The following is a 16,971-nucleotide window of genomic DNA, read 5'->3' on the forward strand; positions in this document are numbered from 1 at the left end:
GCGGGGCCGGCCGGACCCGGTTGCGACGTACCCCTTGGAGGCTGGCAGATGAGCGGCGGGCTCTACCGCAGCGCGAACGCGCACGGCGGCGGCCTGCCGCCGGACGACGGCGCCACCTTCATCTCCGCCGAGCCGCTGAACCAGCCGGGCGTCGAGGCCGTCGCGCCCCCGCAGGAGGTGGTGGCCGAGACCAGCGCCGCGGCGAACAGCGCGGTGATGGCCATCGGCAGCCTGGTCAGCCGGGGTACGGGCTTCATCCGCAACCTGATGATCGGCGCCGCGCTCGGCACCATGGTCGGTGACGCGTTCACCACCGCCCAGTTCCTGCCCAACCAGGTCTACGAGTTCCTGCTCGGCGGCGTGCTGACCAGCGTCCTGGTGCCGGTGCTGGTCCGCCGCCGCAAGATCGACGCGGACCGGGGCGAGGCGTACGCGCAGCGCCTGCTGACCCTCGCGGTGCTGGCCCTGGCCGCGACCGCGCTGATCGCCGTGGTGCTGGCCCCGGTGCTCACCGCCGTGTACGCGGCCGGCAGCGACGACCCGGCGTACACCACGCTGGTCACCCGGCTGTCGTACCTGATGCTGCCGATGCTGTTCTTCACCGGCATCAGCGCGCTGATCGCCGCGGTGCTGAACACCCGGGGGCACTTCGCCGCCCCGATGTGGGCGCCGATCCTCAACAACATCGTGTCCATCGGCACGTTCGGCCTGTACATCGTCGTCTACAGCGCGAAGGCGCTGCCGCCCGGCGAGGTGGGCTGGGACCGGATCCTGCTGGTCGGCGGCGGCACCCTGCTGGGCGTCGCGGTGCAGGCGATCGGCCTGCTGCCCGCGCTGCGCAAGGTCGGCTTCCGGTGGAAGGCACGGTTCGACTTCCGCGAGCTGGGGCTGCGCGAGCTGGCCCGGCTCGGCGCCTGGATGTTCTGCTACGTCGCGGTCAACCAGCTCGGCCTCTTCGTGGTGGTCAACCTGCTCAACCGGGCCACCGGCGGGGACGGCCAGAACGCCGGCCTGCTGATCTACAACAACGTCTTCCTGCTGCTGATGATGGCGCACGGCATCATCGCCGTCTCGATCATCACCGCGCTGATGCCGCGGATGAGCGCGGCCGCCGCCGAGAACCGGTTCCACGACGTCACCGCCGACCTGTCCCGGGGCACCCGGATGGTCACCGCGGTGCTCGCGCCCATCGCGGTCTGCTACGCGGTGCTGGCCGCCCCGATCTCGGTGGTGGTGTTCCGGTACGGCGCGTTCACCGGCGACAACGCGGTGGCCACCTCGACGGTGCTGCTGGTGGCGGCGCTCGGCCTGGTGCCGTTCGCGGTCAGCCAGCTCTTCACCTTCGCGTTCTACGCGCTGCCGGACACCCGTACCCCGGCTCTGGTCAACATTCCGGTGGTGGCGCTGCGCGTCCTGCTCCAGGTCGGTCTGTTCCTGATCTTCTCGAACACGTTCGCGGCGGCCGGGATGATGCTCGGCAACGCCGTGTCGTACCTGGCGGCGGCGATCATCTCGGCGATGCTGCTGCGGCCCCGGGTGGGCCGGATCGGGCTGGGCGGGATCATGCGCACGCTCGGCCGGGTGGTCGTGGCGGCCCTCGGCGCGGCGGTCGTCGGCCTGCTCGTGGTCGCGGTGCTGCCGGGCGACCCGGCGAGCCTGAGCTGGCTCGCCGCGGCGGTCCAGTTGGTGATCGGCGGGGCGGCGATCGGCGCCACCTACCTCGGGCTCGCCATGGTGCTGCGGATCGGCGAGATCACCGAGGTGGTCGGGATGGTCCGGCGGCGCCTCGGGCGTTGACCCCCTCGGTGACCGACGGTGAACGAGGATCACCAGGCTGGGGATACGGCTGTGGATAACTTGGAATTCCCCCGTCCACTGGGCCTCTCGGCCTGTGGACAACCAACCGTACGGACGAGGGAGCGCAGGCCGGGAAGGGGAAAACCTCCCTGTCGCCGCACCGGTACGCCCCTGTGCCACCTCGTTGCCGTCAACCTCTAGATTGGCGGTGCGTGTCCGGCTCGCCCGCCGGGTGGGCGGGCGACCCGGCCGGGAGCCCGTGGCGACTGGCCTTCCGGCCGGTCACAGCGGGAAGATGACATGTCGGAGAACCGGGCATCCCGGGTAAGGTCGCTCTCGACGGGTACGACCGGGATCGACGCGGCGTCGAGACCGCGGCCGTTCCACCGAAGGCAGAGCGGGAAGCCACATGCCCAGCAGCACGGGTCCATCGATCGACGCGATCACCGAGGGAGGACGGGTGACCCAGGTCGGCGAGGGTCAGGAAGCGGAGGAGACCTCTCCTGCGGTCGTGACCTTCGGTGCTCCCACGGTCGGTGAGCTGCTCGCCGAGCGGTACGAACTGGTCGAGCACATCAACAACGACAGCGCGGGCCGGCTGGTCTGGCGCGGTGTCGACGTGGTGCTCCGCCGTCCCGTCGCGGTGGTCCTCCGCTACCCGGGTGGCGACTCCGCCACCGAGATGCTTCAGGCCGCGGTCGCCGCGAGCCGCGTCATCCACCCCAACCTGGTCGGCGTCTACGACGCGATCGACGAGGACGACCGCGCCTACGTGGTCCGCGAGTGGGTGGACGGGCAGTCGCTGCGCGAGATGGTCGCCGCCGACGGGCCGCTCGACCCGGCTCGGGCCACGGCGATCGGCAACGCCGTCGCGAGCGCCCTCGCCGCCGTACACGCCACCGGCATGGTGCACGGCAACCTGCACCCCGGCACGGTGATGATCAGCGACGACGGCCGGGTGGTGCTCGCCGACGCGCGTACCGACGGGGCGGACAGCCAGCAGAACGACCTGCGCGCGGTCGGTGGGGTGCTCTACTTCGCCCTGACCGGGCACTGGCCGCACGGCGAGGCCCCGCTGCACGGCGCCACCGCCGGGCACGGCCGCGCCGCCCTGCCGGACGCGGTCCGCGACGCCGCCGGCGCCATCGCCGCGCCCCGGCAGGTGCGTGCCGGCGTACCGGCGTACCTCGACGACCTGACCATGGACCTGCTCGACCGGGAGATCGACCCGCCGGCGTCGGACGTGCTGGCCGCCGAGCTGAGCCGGCTCGACATCCCGGCCGACGAGCAGTTCCTGGAGCAGGCCGGGCCGCTGCGTTTCACCGCCGAGCCCGGCGAGGAGCCCTCGCCGCTGGCCGCGGCCGGCGGGCGCAAGGTCGCCATCGGCATCGCCGGCATGCTGGCTGTCGCCCTGGTCGGGCTGCTCATCGGCATCAACGCGCTCGGCGGTGGCGACGACGGCGACAAGGAGCCGGTCGCCCAGCCGTCGAACAGCGCGCCGGCCAGCGCCGGCGGTGGCGACGAGCCCGCAGCGCAGGTCCGCAAGCTCACCATCCAGGACGTACGGATCATCGACCCGGACGGCGATCGCGCGGAGGTGCGCAACGCCGAGAAGGTCATCGACGGCGACGACGACGAGGGCTGGGAGACCAACACCTACCGGACGAACGCCAAGTTCGGCGGCCTCAAGAAGGGCATGGGCGTCTGGATCGACCTGGGTGCCCCGCACTCGGTCAAGCAGCTGGAGGCGACGCTGTCGGCCACCGGCGCCACCGTCGAGCTGCGTACCGGTGCCCGCGGCGACTTCCCGTCCACCTCCGCCGGCGACAAGCAGCTGGTGAACGCCTACTCCACGGTGGTCGGGCCGGCGAACGAGAACGGCGGCACGAAGATGATCTTCGACGCCTTCCAGCCGGACCAGAAGTACCAGTACCTCCTCTTCTGGATCACCAAGCTGCCGGTGAAGGACAACGGCAGCACCTGGAAGCTCGGCGTCCAGGAGATCACGGTCCAGGGCTCGTGACCCGTCGGCCGCGCCCGCCGCGCCACCTCCGCCGGACGTGGTGATGGCGGAACGCGACGACCCGCAGCCCGGCCGCTCCGACCTGGACCTGCTCCGGGCCCACGTGGCGGGCGACCGGGACGCCTTCACCGAACTGTTCCAGCGGCACCGCGACCGGCTCTGGGCGGTCGCCCTGCGTACGATCGGCGACCGCGAGGAGGCGGCCGACGCCCTCCAGGACGCCATGCTCTCCGCCCACCGCGCCGCCGCCCGGTTCCGGGGCGACTCGGCGGTCACCACCTGGATGCACCGGATCGTGGTGAACGCCTGCCTGGACCGGATCCGGCGGCGGCAGACCCACGCCACCGTCCCGCTGCCGGACGGGACGCACACCGACGGCGAACCGGGCCGGCACACCGGCGGGCGGGAACCGGCCGCACCGGCACACGACCACGACACCGCGCTCGTGGTCCGGCAGGCTCTCGCGGCGCTACCGGCCGAACAGCGGGCCGCGCTGGTCCTGGTGGACGTGCAGGGCTATCCGGTCGCCGAGGTGGCCCTGATGCTCGGCGTCGCCGAGGGGACCGTGAAGAGCCGGTGCGCCCGGGGCCGGGCGAGGCTCGCCGTCCTGCTCGGGCACCTGCGGACCGGTTCCGACTCCCCTACGGCCGACGTGCCGCGGGTCACCTCCGGGAACCGGCGGGGCCCCGAGGGCGTCGGATCCTCGTCGGGAGCGTCCCGTCAGGCCGTCAGCCAGGAGGAGCCGTGACTTCCCGGGAGTTCAGCGAGGTCGACCACGACCTGCTCGCCGACTACCTCGGCGGGGCGCTGGACGGCACCCCCGAGCAGGCGACAGTGGCCCGGCTGGTCGAGCAGGACCCGGCATGGCGGGTCGCGTACGAGACGCTCGCCGAGGCGGTCGACCTGGTGCACGCCGACCTGGCCGGCTGGGCGTCGGAACCCGCGCCGGAGATGCCGGTGGCGGTGACCGACCGGATCACGGCGGCGCTCGCCGGGGCCGGACCGGCGCCCGGTCCGGCCGCGCTGCGCGACGGTACGCCCGTCGTACCGGCTCAGGCCGGCGGCGCGGCCCGCCCGCCCGGCGCCGCGTCGCGTCCCGAACGGCACAGCGGCCCCGGTCGTCGTCCCCGGCGCTGGGCCCGGATCGCCGGCCCGGTGGCCCTGGCCGCGGCCTCGGTCGCGGCGGTGGGGCTCGGCGTCGGCCGGCTGGCCGACCCGGGCGACGGCGGTACGGCCGACCGGGCGGCCGGGGAGGCGGCGCCGATGGCCGCCGCGCCGTACCGGACCACCGGACCGGCGCTGCGCAGCGGCACCGACTGGACCCCGGAACGCCTCGCCGCCGCCCGCGTGCCCACCGGGGCGAAGTCGACGCCGCAGGACATGGCCGCTCCGTCCGGCGCGGCGCGGGAGAACGGCCCGGAGACGCCGCTGTACAGCGACAAGTACCGCGCCGGGGGGTTCGCCGGGCTGGACCGGCTGACCCGGCCGGACACGCTCGGCGCGTGCCTCACCGCGATCGGCGCGGAGCACGGCGCCACCCCGCTCACCATCGACATGATCGACTACGCCCGGTACCAGGGCGCTCCGGCGCTCGTGGTGACGTTCGCCGACGCGACCGGCGCCCGCTGGGGCTGGGCGAGCGGGCCGGAGTGCGGCGTGCCCGGGTCCGGCGCGGACACGCGCTTCCGTACGCGGGTAGGGTGAAAACGCGGTCATCACGCGTGTCCCGCCACGTGACCTGACCCACCGGATGACCGGCTCGGGAATCCCCGCTTCGTACGATGACGTTCTGCAAGTCAGGCGCCGGCGCCGCTGAGCCGTCGGCACTCGGGATCGACATCGGTGCGGCCGGTGACGAACACACACATCGGGAGACGGCAGTGGACGAGGTCCGCAACCTGATCATCATCGGCTCCGGTCCGGCCGGCTACACGGCTGCGGTCTACGCCGCACGCGCCAACCTGAAGCCGCTGGTGATCGAGGGCGTGCAGTCGGGTGGCGCGCTGATGACCACCACCGAGGTGGAGAACTTCCCCGGTTTCGCCGACGGCATCCTCGGGCCCGAGCTGATGGACAACATGCGCAAGCAGGCCGAGCGTTTCGGCGCCGAGTTCCTCACCGACGACGTGACCCGGGTCGAGCTGAAGGACACCGGCGAGATCGGCTCCGACGCGGTCAGCACCGTGTGGGTGGGCGAGACCGCGTACCGCGCCCGCGCCGTCATCCTCTCCACCGGCTCCGCCTGGCGGCCGCTCGGTGTGCCGGGCGAGCAGGAATACCTCGGCCACGGGGTGTCGTCCTGCGCCACCTGTGACGGCTTCTTCTTCCGCAACCAGCACATCGTGGTGGTCGGCGGCGGCGACTCGGCGATGGAGGAGGCCAGCTTCCTCACCCGGTTCGCCGAGTCGGTGACGATCCTCCACCGCCGCGACTCGTTCCGCGCCAGCAAGATCATGGCGGACCGGGCGCTGAGCAACGAGAAGATCAAGGTCGAGTGGAACACCGTGGTCGAGGAGATCCTCGGCGACGACGGCAAGGTCAACGGCGTACGGGTGCGCAACGTGCACACCGGCGAGAGCAAGGTGCTCGACGTCACGGGCGTGTTCGTGGCGATCGGGCACGACCCGCGCAGTGAGCTGTTCCGCGGCCAGGTGGAGCTCGACGACGAGGGGTACGTGAAGGTCGAAGCGCCGAGCACCCGTACCAGCGTGCCGGGCGTGTTCGCGGCCGGTGACGTGGTCGACCACACCTACCGGCAGGCCATCACGGCGGCCGGCACCGGCTGTGCCGCCGCGCTGGACGCCGAGCGCTTCATCGCCACCATCCAGGGCTGAGAGTTCGACGAGCAAGGTTCGGAGGAGGAGAGTTCATAGTGGGAGCAACCAAGGCGGTCACTGACGCGAGTTTCGTCAGCGACGTGCTGCAGTCCGACAAGCCGGTCCTGGTGGACTTCTGGGCGGAGTGGTGCGGCCCGTGCCGCAAGGTCTCGCCGCTGCTGGAGGAGATCGCCGGCGAGATGAAGGACCAGGTCACCATCGTCAAGCTCAACATCGACGAGAACCCGGAGACGGCGCGCGCCTACCGGGTCATGTCGGTGCCGACGCTGACGATCTTCAAGAACGGCCAGCCCGTGCAGTCGATCGCCGGCGCCAAGCCGAAGGGCGAGTTGCTCAAGCTCATCGAGTCGGCGCTCTGAGCCGTACCGGCAGCGCCGGAACCCCCGTCACCCCGCCCGGGTGACGGGGGTTCCGGCTTTTCTGACCTGCATGAACACGAACCCGCCGGGTACCGGTCACGGTACGCTCCGTAAGCATCTCGTCGGAGTTCCGGTCCTGCCAACGTCCGTGCATAGGGGGTCGTCGTGCATCCGATCCGACCCGGTGACCAGGGACCGGCGGTGGCCGAGATCCGGACCGTCCTCGTCGGCCTGGAGCTTCTTCCCGCCGAGGGCGGAGGCGACGACTACGACGCCGAGACCGAACGCGCGGTCCGGGCGTTCCAGCAGTCCCGCGGCCTCAGCGTCGACGGGCGCGTCGGCGCCGAGACCTGGCGGGCGCTGGACGCGGCCCGCTGGCGGTTCGGCGCCCGCGCGCTCTTCCACGCCGTACCCGAGCCGATCACCGGCGAGGACGTCCGCTCGCTCCAGGAACGCCTCCTGGAGATGGGGTACGACGTGGGGCGCGCCGACGCCATCTACGGCATCCGCACCTCCCGCGCGGTGGCCCAGTTCCAGCGGGAGATGGGGCTGAAACCGGACGGGTCGTGCGGGCCGCACACCGTCAACGCGCTGCGCCGCCTCGGCCGCAAGGTGGTCGGCGGACGCCCGCAGTGGCTGCGCGAGTCCGACGCCATCCGGCAGGCCGGGCCGGAGCTGGTCGGGCGGACCGTGGTGATCGACCCGGGGCACGGAGGCACCGACCCGGGCGTGGTGGTGCCCGACGGCCCGCTGCACTGGACCGAGGCGGACCTCGTGCACGACCTCGCCAGCCGGCTGGAGGGGCGGCTCGCCGCGGCCGGCGTACGGGTGCAGCTGACCCGGGGCCCCGCGCCCGCGAGTTGCCTGCCCGACGCGGACCGGGCCCAGCTCGCCAACTCCCTCGGCGCCGACGTGTTCATCTCGCTGCACACCGACCACCACGCCAACCCGGCCGCCGAGGGGGTCGCCACCTACCACTACGGCACCGACAACGGCGTCACGTCGGCGACCGGCGAACGTCTGGCCGGGCTGGTGCAGCGGGAGATCGTGGCCCGCACCGGGCTGCGTGACTGCCGTACCCACGCCAAGGCGTGGGAGCTGCTCCGGCTCACCCGGATGCCCGCGGTACGCGTCGAGGTCGGCTACCTGACCTCGCCGGACGACCGGGCCCGGCTGGTCGACCCCCGGTTCCGGGACCGGGTGGCCGAGGCCATCGTCGCCGCGGTGCAGCGGATGTACCTGCCGATCGAGCGCGACGTGCCGACCGGCTCGATCGACGTGACCGAACTGCGGGCGGCACTCGCCGCCGGCACCGTCGTCGACTGATCCCCGCTCAGCTGGTCGAGCGGGTGGCCGGCGCCGGGCGGACCGGCCGCAGCAGCGTCTCCGGGCTCATCGAGCCGAGCAGCTTCTCCAGCGCGTACTCGACGTCCGACTTCCAGCTCAGCGCCGTCCGCAACTCCAACCGCAGGCGCGGGTAGCGCGGGTGCGGCCGGACCGTCTTGAATCCCACCGAGAGGAAGAAGTCGGCGGGTGCCACGCAGGCGCGGGCCGGGTCGTCCGCGTCGTCGCCGAACTTGGCGTCCCCGAACGCCTCGATCGCCTTGATGCCGCGCTTGGTCAGGTCGCGGGCCACGCCCTGGACCAGCATCCGGCCCAGGCCGCCGTCGGCGAAGGCGGGCACCACGTGCGCCGTCATCAGCAGCGCCGCGTCCGCCGAGACCGGCGAGGTGGGAAACGCCATCGAGCGCGGGACGTACGCCGGCGGCGCGTACATGACGAAGCCTGCCGGCATCCCGTCGACGTAGACGAGCTTGCCGCAGGAACCCCACTCCAGCAGCGTCTGGGAGACCCACGCCTCCTTCTCCAGGCCCGGGTCACCTGCTGCGCAGGCCCGCTCGGCGGAGACCGGATCCAGCTCCCAGTAGACGCAGCGCCGGCACGATCGAGGCAGGTCCTCCAGCGTGTCCAGGGTCAGGCTGACCAGACGTCGCGACATGAGCGCACCCCACCAATAGGCTCGGAGCGCCGGTTCCTCCCGCGCCCTCCTGCTCCCGACGAGCGATCGTACGCCCCTGTCCGGCGGTACGGGAGGGAACGCGTTAACCCCCGCCCGGACGGCCGAGTGGCGGGTCCGGGATGTGGACGTGTCCACACGGCCGGTGCCGCTACCGTCACCGGGGACTACGATCGACCAACCGGCCCTCGCCGCCAATGGATGTCGGCATCGCGGGTACCACACCGGGCGGCAGCCCCGCCGACACCCGATCGAGGTGATGTCATGACCGGCACGACGCTCGACGACTACACCGACAGGTACGCCCGGCGCGTCCGCGGGATGACCGCCTCGGAGATCCGGGCGCTCTTCGCGGTGGCCAACCGGCCGGAGGTCGTCTCGCTCGCCGGTGGGGCACCCTACATCGCGGCGCTGCCGCTCGACGCGGTCGGCGAGATGCTCGGCCGGCTCGGCTCCGAGCACGGCGCCACCACCCTCCAGTACGGCGTCGGCCAGGGCGCCCCGGAGCTGCGCGAGCGGATCTGCGAGGTGATGTCCCTCTCCGGGATCGACGCCTCGTGCGGCGCCTCCCCGGAGGACGTGGTCGTCACCGTCGGCGGCCAGCAGGCCCTCGACCTGGTGGCCCGGCTCTTCCTGGACCCGGGTGACGTGGTGCTCGCCGAGGGGCCGACGTACGTCGGCGCGCTCGGGGTGTTCCAGGCCGCCCAGGCCCAGGTGGCCCACGTGCCGATGGACGACGAAGGGCTCATCCCGGAGGCGCTGGAGGTGGCCATCGCCGACCTGGCCCGGGCCGGCCGCCGGGTGAAGTTCCTCTACACCATCCCCACCTACCAGAACCCCGCCGGCGTGACGCTGAGCGAGGAGCGGCGCGAACGGGTGCTCGACATCTGTGAGCGCGCCGGGCTGCTCGTGGTGGAGGACGACCCGTACGGTCAGCTCGGCTTCGAGGGCGAGGCGCCCCGGCCGCTGCGGGCCCGGCGGCGCGAGGGGGTCTTCTACCTGAGCACGTTCTCCAAGACGTTCGCGCCGGGCCTGCGGGTGGGCTGGATCCTGGCCCCGCACGCGGTCCGCGACAAGCTGGTCATCGCCAGTGAGGCGCAGATCCTCTGCCCGAGCGCCTACGCCCAGTCGGCCGTCTCGACGTACCTCGGCACCATGCCCTGGCGGCAGCAGCTCAAGGTCTACCGCGAGATCTACCGCGAGCGCCGGGACGCGCTGCTCGACGCGATGGCCGACCTGATGCCGGAGGGCACCACCTGGACCAGGCCGCAGGGCGGCCTGTTCGTCTGGGCGACGCTGCCCGACGGGCTCGACTCCAAGGCGATGATGCCGCGGGCAGTGGCCGCCCGCGTCGCGTACGTGCCGGGAACCGGCTTCTACGCCGACGGCACCGGCGCCGGGAACATGCGGCTGAACTTCTCCTTCCCGACGCCGGAGCGGATCCGCGAGGGTGTCCGCCGGCTGGCCGGGGTGATGGAGCAGGAGATCGCGATGCGGAAGGTCTTCGGTGCGGTCGGCGGTGCCGGACCCCGCCGACGCCAGGGCGGCTCGGACGCGCCCGGTCCCGACTTGGCATGATGCCCGCATGTCCGACAGCCCTGCCGCACCGCCTCCCGTGACCGGATCCGCCGTCGACGAGCTGCACGTGCTCGTACTCGCCGGCGGTCTCTCCTACGAGCGGGACGTCTCGCTGCGGTCGGGCCGCCGGGTGCTCGACGCGCTGCGCGCGGTCGGCGTGCAGGCGGAGCTGCGCGACGCCGACGTGGCGTTGCTGCCCGCGCTGACCGCCGACCCGCCGGACGCGGTGGTGATCGCCCTGCACGGCGCCACCGGCGAGGACGGCTCGCTGCGCGGCGTGCTCGACCTCTGGGACGTGCCCTACGTCGGCTGCGACGCCCGGTCGTCCCGGCTCGCCTGGGACAAGCCGTCGGCGAAGGCGGTGCTGCGCGAGGCGGGCATCCCGACGCCCGACTGGGTGGCGTTGCCGCACGACCGTTTCTCCGAGCTGGGCGCGGTCGCCGTCCTGGACCGGATCGTCGACCGGCTCGGGCTGCCGCTGATGGTCAAGCCGGCGCAGGGTGGCTCCGGACTGGGCGCCGCCGTGGTCCGGGAGGCGGCGTCGCTGCCGGCCGCCATGGTGGGTTGTTTCGCGTACGACCAGACCGCACTCGTGGAGCGCTACGTGCCCGGAATGGACGTGGCGGTCTCCGTGCTCGACCTCGGCAAGGGCCCGCAGGCCCTGCCCCCGGTCGAGATCGTGCCGCGCAACGGCGTCTACGACTACGCGGCCCGCTACACCGCCGGCCGTACCACCTGGCACGCGCCCGCCCGGCTCGACGCCGCGACGACAGCCCGGGTGACCGAGGTGGCGCTCGCCGCGCACACCGCGCTCGGCCTGCGCGACGTGTCCCGGGTCGACCTGATCGTCGACGCCGGCGGTGACCCGCACGTGCTGGAGGTGAACGTCTCCCCGGGCATGACCGAGACGTCGCTGCTGCCGCTGGCGATCCAGGCGGCCGGGCTGGACTTCGGCCGGGTGCTCGGCACGCTCGTGACCCGGGCCGCCGCCCGCCGCTGAGGTCAGCCCTCCCGGGTACGCCCCGCCCGCGGCTGGTCGTCCTCGACCACGTCCTCGGCCTCGCCCGCAGTCGGGGCGTCCCCGGTCTCCTGCTCCTCGGCCGCCTCGGATCCGTCCTCCGGCTCCGGGTCGTCGACCGACGGGCCCGCGGAGGGGTCTGAGACGCCCCCTGCCGCCTCGGACTCCGGGATCTCGTCCGCAGCCTCGATCACTGATGCGGGCTCGTCCTCGGGCTCCTCAGCGGCGTCCGCAGCCGAGGCCGGGGCAAAGCTCGACGGGGCCTGCCACTGGATGCGCGGCGGCTCGGCGAGCGGCCGGCCACCGAACTCGGCGAGCCACGCAGCCACCAGGGCCAGATTCTCCCGCCACTTGTCCTCGGAGATGGGGGGCAGGATCGAGTCCCACAGCGACAGGAACGTGCCGCGCAGTTGCAGCCGCCCGTACGGCCGGGCCAGGAACCACAGGTGCAGGTGCGCGGAACCGTCGCCCCAACGATTCACGTGGACCCGGGCGACGCCGTCGAGCGACCGGACGGCCCGCTCCAGGCGCACGGTCATCACGCCCAGCTCGGCGGCGAGCAGATTCGGCAGGTCGCCCAGATCCAAGTGGGACCGGGACTCCAGGATCAGGACCATCGGCAGACCGGTGGGCCGGTCCATGGCACGGACCCGCCACCGCTCACCGACCCAGATGTACGCCTCGTCGGGCGCATTGCAGGCGGTGCACTCCCGGTCCGCCTCGCCGCGGCGGGGAGGTTCGAACGGTACGGGCTCGTCGAGCTGCTTGACGCGGAGATCGCCCTCGAAGGGAAAGGACGGCCACTGGGTGAAGTCTGGAACTGAGGGAGGGGTGTCCGGCACGACGCTGACCCTAACCGAGTTGGCGACGCCTGTCCCTACCCGTTCCACTGGCCGCGCACAGGTTGTCCACCACGTTGTCCACAGGGTGCCGAGATCACCAGCACGGTGCGTCATCCACTGCTCAGCAAGGGTTTCCGCGCTTCGTTTCACGTGAAACGAGACGAGCCTGTGGACAACTGCTGTGGATAACTGGAGGGCGTGTGGATCCGTTCTTCCAACGATCGGGCGCGCGATCCGTACCGGGTTCGGGAAGGGCTTCTTGCGGTCGGTTTCACGTGAAACGACGGCGGTCGGATCGTCCGTGGTTCCACGCCGGTCCTCGGTACGCCGGAGGCTGGGTCCCACGTCAGCCCGGCGCGGGGGTTCGCTGGGCCGGGGTTCTCGATGGCCGGCTGATCCACTGTGACTCTCGACCCGGTCCGCCGCCCGCCGAGTCGACCAACCGGCCTGCGACATGAGGGCACAGCCCGGCCGGACACCCCGCCGAGTGCCAAGCCGCCGGGACGGCGGCGTCCGCCAGGCCGGCCCACGAAGCGGCATCCGAGCCACCTCGGGTCAGCGGCGCACCGCGGCTCACCCCGAGCCACCGCGGCTCACCCCGAGCCACCGGGGCCAGCCGGGTCACCGGGGCTCCTGCCGTTCCCGGCCGCCCCGCCGCTTTGGCTGCCCCGGCCGGACGGCCCGCTCCGGCCCGCTCTGGTCGCTCCGGCCCGCTCTGGTCGCTCGGTCGCTCGGTCGCTCGGTCGCTCGGTCGCTCGGTCGCTCCGGCGAGCATTCTCGCGCCCGCTTCGAACCTGCCAGAAATCAGCGGCTAGCGACAACTCATCCGGCTCCTGTGCGGGTGGTCTGGAGGCGTTGCTGACAGGGTGGTCATCGGCCGGGGCGACGGGGACATCTTGGGAAACGCGCGCCCCCAGACGGAACCACTTCGGTCCGGGCTCGCCAACGCCAGCCGCCCCGGGGTGCGGTGGAACACCATGGGTGTCTCCGAGGCGTTTTGACACCCATGGTGTTCCACTCGGTCCAGCTGCCGCTCTAGCGGGATGGCAGCGTGCGGGGCGGTGAGTGCGCAGCGGCGGCGGCTGCACCGACGGCCACCGGCGCGGGGCATCGGCGAGACGGCCGCATCAGCGACGCGATGTCAGCATCGACGCGATGGACGCGCGTCATCGTTTGGCCGGGTGGCCAGTAGCGGCCGGGATGGGACTGGGCCGCCCGAAGGGCGGGCCACGGTAGCCAAAGGCGACGAGCCCAGGTCTGCAACCCACGTGGTTGCCCTTTGCCCACGCCCGAGCGGAGGTTCACCTTCGGCAGCGGCCGCCGCTTCGTAGGCAGTTCGATGTACAGCTTCGACCAGTAGCGTCGCGCGCCGCATCGGCGGGGCGGCGGGAGTGCTTCAGCGGCCTTACGCGGGCCTACCCGTTTCACGTGAAACGCCGCCGCCTACCGACCGGGCTGCACCCCGTCCTTGCCCTCCTTCTGAGGCGAGTCTGCGAGTTCGGCGCCCCAGCCCGGAAGCAGAAGCGAACCAGCCGCCCAAGTTGCGCCAGTCGCCTTAGTCACCCGGCCTATCCCGCCGCCGCGCGGCCGCGCGACCGCGTCGCCTCGGCACGTCGCCACCGCGCTACCACCGCTACCACCGCTACCCCCGCCACCCGCGTCACGACGCCACCGCGCCACCGCGCCACCGCGCCACCGCGCCACCGCGTCACCGGGTCGCCGCGTCACCGGGCACCGGGCACCGGGCACCGGCATTCTCGTTTCACGTGAAACCAGCGGGAAGGACGCCGAGCCGGCCACGCCCTCGCGCGGGCAGCAGCAGACGGTTCGCAACCGAAACCGCGTCCTGGAGAAAGAGAACCGGCCGCACCCCCTCGCGGGCGATGCGGCCGGCCGGACAACCTCTGACGGCTACGCCTCGGGCTGCTCCTCACCGTCCATGCCGATGATCCCGACGATCCGCTCCAGGTCGTCAACGGTGGCGAACTCGATCGTGATCTTGCCCTTGCTCCGGCCGATGTCGACCTTCACCCGGGTGTCGAACCGGTCGGAGAGCCGGTCCGCGAGATCGGTGAGCGCCGGGGCGTGCGGCTTCGGCCGGCGCTTCGCGGCAGCCGTCTTCGCCGGCTCCTCGGCGAGCGCCAGGTGCACCAGTTCCTCGGCACCGCGTACGGAGATGCCCTCGGCGACGATCCGCTTGGCGAGCTGCTCCTGCGCCTCGGCGTCGTCGAGGCTGAGCAGTGCCCGGGCGTGACCGGCGGAGAGCACTCCGGCGGCGACCCGGCGCTGCACAGCGGCCGGCAGGTTCATCAGCCGGATGGTGTTGGAGATCTGCGGGCGGCTGCGGCCGATCCGCCGGGCCAGCTCCTCGTGGGTGGCGCCGAACTCCTCCAGCAGCTGCTGGTAGGCCGCCGCCTCTTCCAGCGGGTTCAGGTTGGCGCGGTGGATGTTCTCCAGCAACGCGTCCCGGAGCATCGCGTCGTCCTTGGTGTCCCGGACGATCGCCGGGATGGTCTCCCGGCCGACCGCCTGGGCGGCGCGCCAGCGCCGCTCACCCATGACGAGTTCGTACTTCTCGGTGTCGAGCTGGCGGACCACGATCGGCTGGAGGAAGCCGACCTCCTGGATCGAGGTCTTCAGCTCCTCCAGCGCCTCCTCGTCGAAGACGTGCCGGGGCTGCTTCGGGTTCGGCACGATGGCGTCGACCGGGATCTCGGCGAAGCGTGCGCCGGGCACCGGGCTCAGGTGCGACTCGGGCTCGACGGCCGGCGACGGGGTGCTTCCGACACCGCCGGTGATGGCAGTGGTCGCGCCCGCGACCGGAGCCGAGGGCGACGCGGTAACTGCCGACGACTCCGGTTCGGTGGCCGCCGGTTCGGCGCCCGGTACCGGTCCGGTGGGGATGAGGGCGCCGAGCCCTCGGCCCAGTCCGCCGCGGGGACGGTTCTTCATGCGACGCCTCCCAGCGACATCTCCGCACTACGCATTCCGGCTCACCGGCTCCTTGACGCCTCGTTCCGCGATCTCCTGGGCGGCCTCGAAGTAACTCGTGGCTCCCCGCGAACCGGGATCGTAGGTCATCACCGACTGGCCGTAGCTCGGTGCCTCGGAGACACGCACGTTGCGCGGGATGACGGCCTGGAGCACCTTGTCGCCGAAGTGGTTCCGGACGTCCTGCTCCACCGCGTCCGCGAGCCGGGTGCGCCTGTCGTACATGGTGAGCAGGATGGTGGAGACCTCGAGCTTCGGGTTGAGGTGCTGGCGCACCAGGTTGATGTTGTTGATCAGCTGGTTGAGCCCTTCCAGCGCGTAGTACTCGCACTGGATCGGGATCAGCACCTCCTGCGCGGCGACGAGCGCGTTGACGGTCAGCAGGCCGAGCGACGGCGGGCAGTCTATGAAGACGTAGTCGAAGTGCCCCGGGTACGCGGCGATCGCCCGCGCCAGGCGCGACTCCCGGGCCACCACGGAGACCAGTTCGATCTCGGCGCCCGCCAGGTCGATCGTGGCCGGTACGCACCACAGGTTGGGGATGCCCTCGACGGCCTGGGCCACCTCTTCGAGCGGCACGCTGTCGATCAGGCAGTCGTAGACGTCGGGCACGCCGGTGTGGTGCGGGACGTTCAGACCGGTGGAGGCGTTGCCCTGGGGATCAAGGTCGACCACGAGCACCCGGTTGCCGTGCAGCGCGAGCGCCACGGCCAGGTTCACGGTGGTGGTCGTCTTACCCACGCCGCCCTTCTGGTTGGCGACGCACATCACCCGGGTCCGGTCCGGGCGGGGCATGGTGACCTCGCCACTGGGATTCAGGATCTGCACGGCGCGCATCGCCTCCATAGCCAACGGTGGATCATCCTCTTCGCGCGTCGGGGTTTCACGTGAAACGTACGTGCTGGCGTCTACCTCATCGCCGTACCTGCTCGCCTGTGGCGTGTCGGACGGCGTCACGGTGACCTCGGGAGCGGCCTGGTGCGGCACGGCCGAGACGGGCGGCTGGGGTTCGAAGCGAGCGGGCACCGCGACGTTCGCCCGCACCGCGGGTGGCCGCGGCGTCGGCGCGTTCGCCGGGCCGTCTGCCGGGTCGAGCGGGTCACGGGCCGGCGGGACGTTCGCCGGCGCCGACGAGACGGGCCGTACCGAACCGGCGGGCGGCGTGTCCCGCCGCTGCGGCGGCGGCTCGGCCGGCGGGTAAGAGGCGGACGGATCGCGGGGCTCGTTCACCGTCCACTCCCGGTAGTTGGTTTCACGTGAAACGGGGCCGGGGGATTTCCCTCCGGGCCCGGTCAACCGTGGATCGTCGTACCTGCCGTCGTCATGCACCTGTCATCCCTACCCGCTCCGGATGGTCGGTCCGCACCCGTCGAATCGAATACCGGGCCCTCGCCCGGCGTGGTCGGCTCGGCGGGAACCATCGGGTTCGGGTGCCGCCCGGCACCGCCGTTCCACACTATCGACGCGCGGTCAGCCTACGGCCGACGGGCGCGGTGGGTCCATGTCGGG

Annotated in this window: 13 protein-coding genes; 9 read left to right on the plus strand and 4 right to left on the minus strand. The window is 72.4% G+C overall.

Annotation, left to right across the window (positions count from 1 at the left end):
- Positions 1 to 48: 48 nt before the first annotated feature.
- The 7 genes from murJ (at position 49) to PVK74_RS20995 (ending at position 8,342) form a co-directional block, all read left to right on the plus strand.
- Complete coding sequence (gene murJ, locus PVK74_RS20965; protein ID WP_064448057.1) at positions 49 to 1,797, plus strand: murein biosynthesis integral membrane protein MurJ; 1,749 nt, start codon at positions 49 to 51, stop codon at positions 1,795 to 1,797.
- Between the two features lie 409 nt (positions 1,798 to 2,206).
- Positions 2,207 to 3,820, plus strand: coding sequence for a protein kinase family protein (locus PVK74_RS20970; protein WP_064448056.1), 1,614 nt, complete (start codon positions 2,207 to 2,209; stop codon positions 3,818 to 3,820).
- 43 nt (positions 3,821 to 3,863) lie between these two features.
- The gene (gene sigM, locus PVK74_RS20975) at positions 3,864 to 4,568 is read left to right on the plus strand and encodes an RNA polymerase sigma factor SigM (protein ID WP_274477050.1); all 705 of its coding nucleotides are present in this window, start codon (positions 3,864 to 3,866) and stop codon (positions 4,566 to 4,568) included.
- Positions 4,565 to 5,524 (plus strand): hypothetical protein, encoded by a 960-nt coding sequence (locus PVK74_RS20980; RefSeq protein ID WP_069089214.1) that lies wholly within the window; start codon positions 4,565 to 4,567, stop codon positions 5,522 to 5,524. Before sigM ends, PVK74_RS20980 begins: the two co-directional genes overlap by 4 nt.
- Positions 5,525 to 5,700: 176 nt before the next feature.
- Positions 5,701 to 6,654 (plus strand): thioredoxin-disulfide reductase, encoded by a 954-nt coding sequence (gene trxB, locus PVK74_RS20985; RefSeq protein WP_064448138.1) that lies wholly within the window; start codon positions 5,701 to 5,703, stop codon positions 6,652 to 6,654.
- 38 nt (positions 6,655 to 6,692) lie between these two features.
- On the plus strand, positions 6,693 to 7,016 hold the full coding sequence (gene trxA / locus PVK74_RS20990; RefSeq protein ID WP_030499495.1) for a thioredoxin: 324 nt from the start codon (positions 6,693 to 6,695) through the stop codon (positions 7,014 to 7,016).
- A 165-nt stretch (positions 7,017 to 7,181) separates the two neighbouring features.
- Positions 7,182 to 8,342, plus strand: a complete 1,161-nt coding sequence (locus PVK74_RS20995; RefSeq protein WP_043327688.1) for an N-acetylmuramoyl-L-alanine amidase — start codon at positions 7,182 to 7,184, stop codon at positions 8,340 to 8,342.
- Positions 8,343 to 8,349: 7 nt separating this feature from the next.
- On the opposite strand, the gene PVK74_RS21000 is transcribed toward PVK74_RS20995, so the two are convergent.
- A complete protein-coding gene (locus PVK74_RS21000; protein ID WP_043327687.1) occupies positions 8,350 to 9,015 on the minus strand; it encodes a hypothetical protein in 666 nt (221 codons plus the stop codon).
- A 282-nt stretch (positions 9,016 to 9,297) separates the two neighbouring features.
- On the opposite strand from PVK74_RS21000, the gene PVK74_RS21005 reads away from it, so the two are divergent.
- Positions 9,298 to 10,611, plus strand: coding sequence for an aminotransferase-like domain-containing protein (locus PVK74_RS21005; protein WP_064448053.1), 1,314 nt, complete (start codon positions 9,298 to 9,300; stop codon positions 10,609 to 10,611).
- 7 nt (positions 10,612 to 10,618) lie between these two features.
- Positions 10,619 to 11,611: a D-alanine--D-alanine ligase family protein gene (locus PVK74_RS21010; RefSeq protein ID WP_043327686.1), complete on the plus strand. Its 993-nt coding sequence runs from the start codon at positions 10,619 to 10,621 to the stop codon at positions 11,609 to 11,611.
- A gap of 2 nt (positions 11,612 to 11,613) precedes the next feature.
- Here the strand turns inward: PVK74_RS21010 and PVK74_RS21015 are convergent, their stop codons facing one another.
- The 3 genes from PVK74_RS21015 to PVK74_RS21025 all read right to left on the minus strand — a co-directional run bounded on the left by PVK74_RS21015 (position 11,614) and on the right by PVK74_RS21025 (position 16,791).
- On the minus strand, positions 11,614 to 12,471 hold the full coding sequence (locus PVK74_RS21015) for a hypothetical protein (protein ID WP_043327685.1): 858 nt from the start codon (positions 12,469 to 12,471) through the stop codon (positions 11,614 to 11,616).
- Positions 12,472 to 14,382: 1,911 nt separating this feature from the next.
- On the minus strand, positions 14,383 to 15,423 hold the full coding sequence (locus tag PVK74_RS21020) for a ParB/RepB/Spo0J family partition protein (RefSeq protein ID WP_187694427.1): 1,041 nt from the start codon (positions 15,421 to 15,423) through the stop codon (positions 14,383 to 14,385).
- A gap of 27 nt (positions 15,424 to 15,450) precedes the next feature.
- Complete coding sequence (locus tag PVK74_RS21025) at positions 15,451 to 16,791, minus strand: ParA family protein (RefSeq protein ID WP_374102395.1); 1,341 nt, start codon at positions 16,789 to 16,791, stop codon at positions 15,451 to 15,453.
- Positions 16,792 to 16,971 lie beyond the last annotated feature (180 nt).

This window comes from Micromonospora chalcea (assembly GCF_028768405.1).
In the GTDB taxonomy this organism is placed as follows: Bacteria; Actinomycetota; Actinomycetes; order Mycobacteriales; family Micromonosporaceae; genus Micromonospora; species Micromonospora chalcea.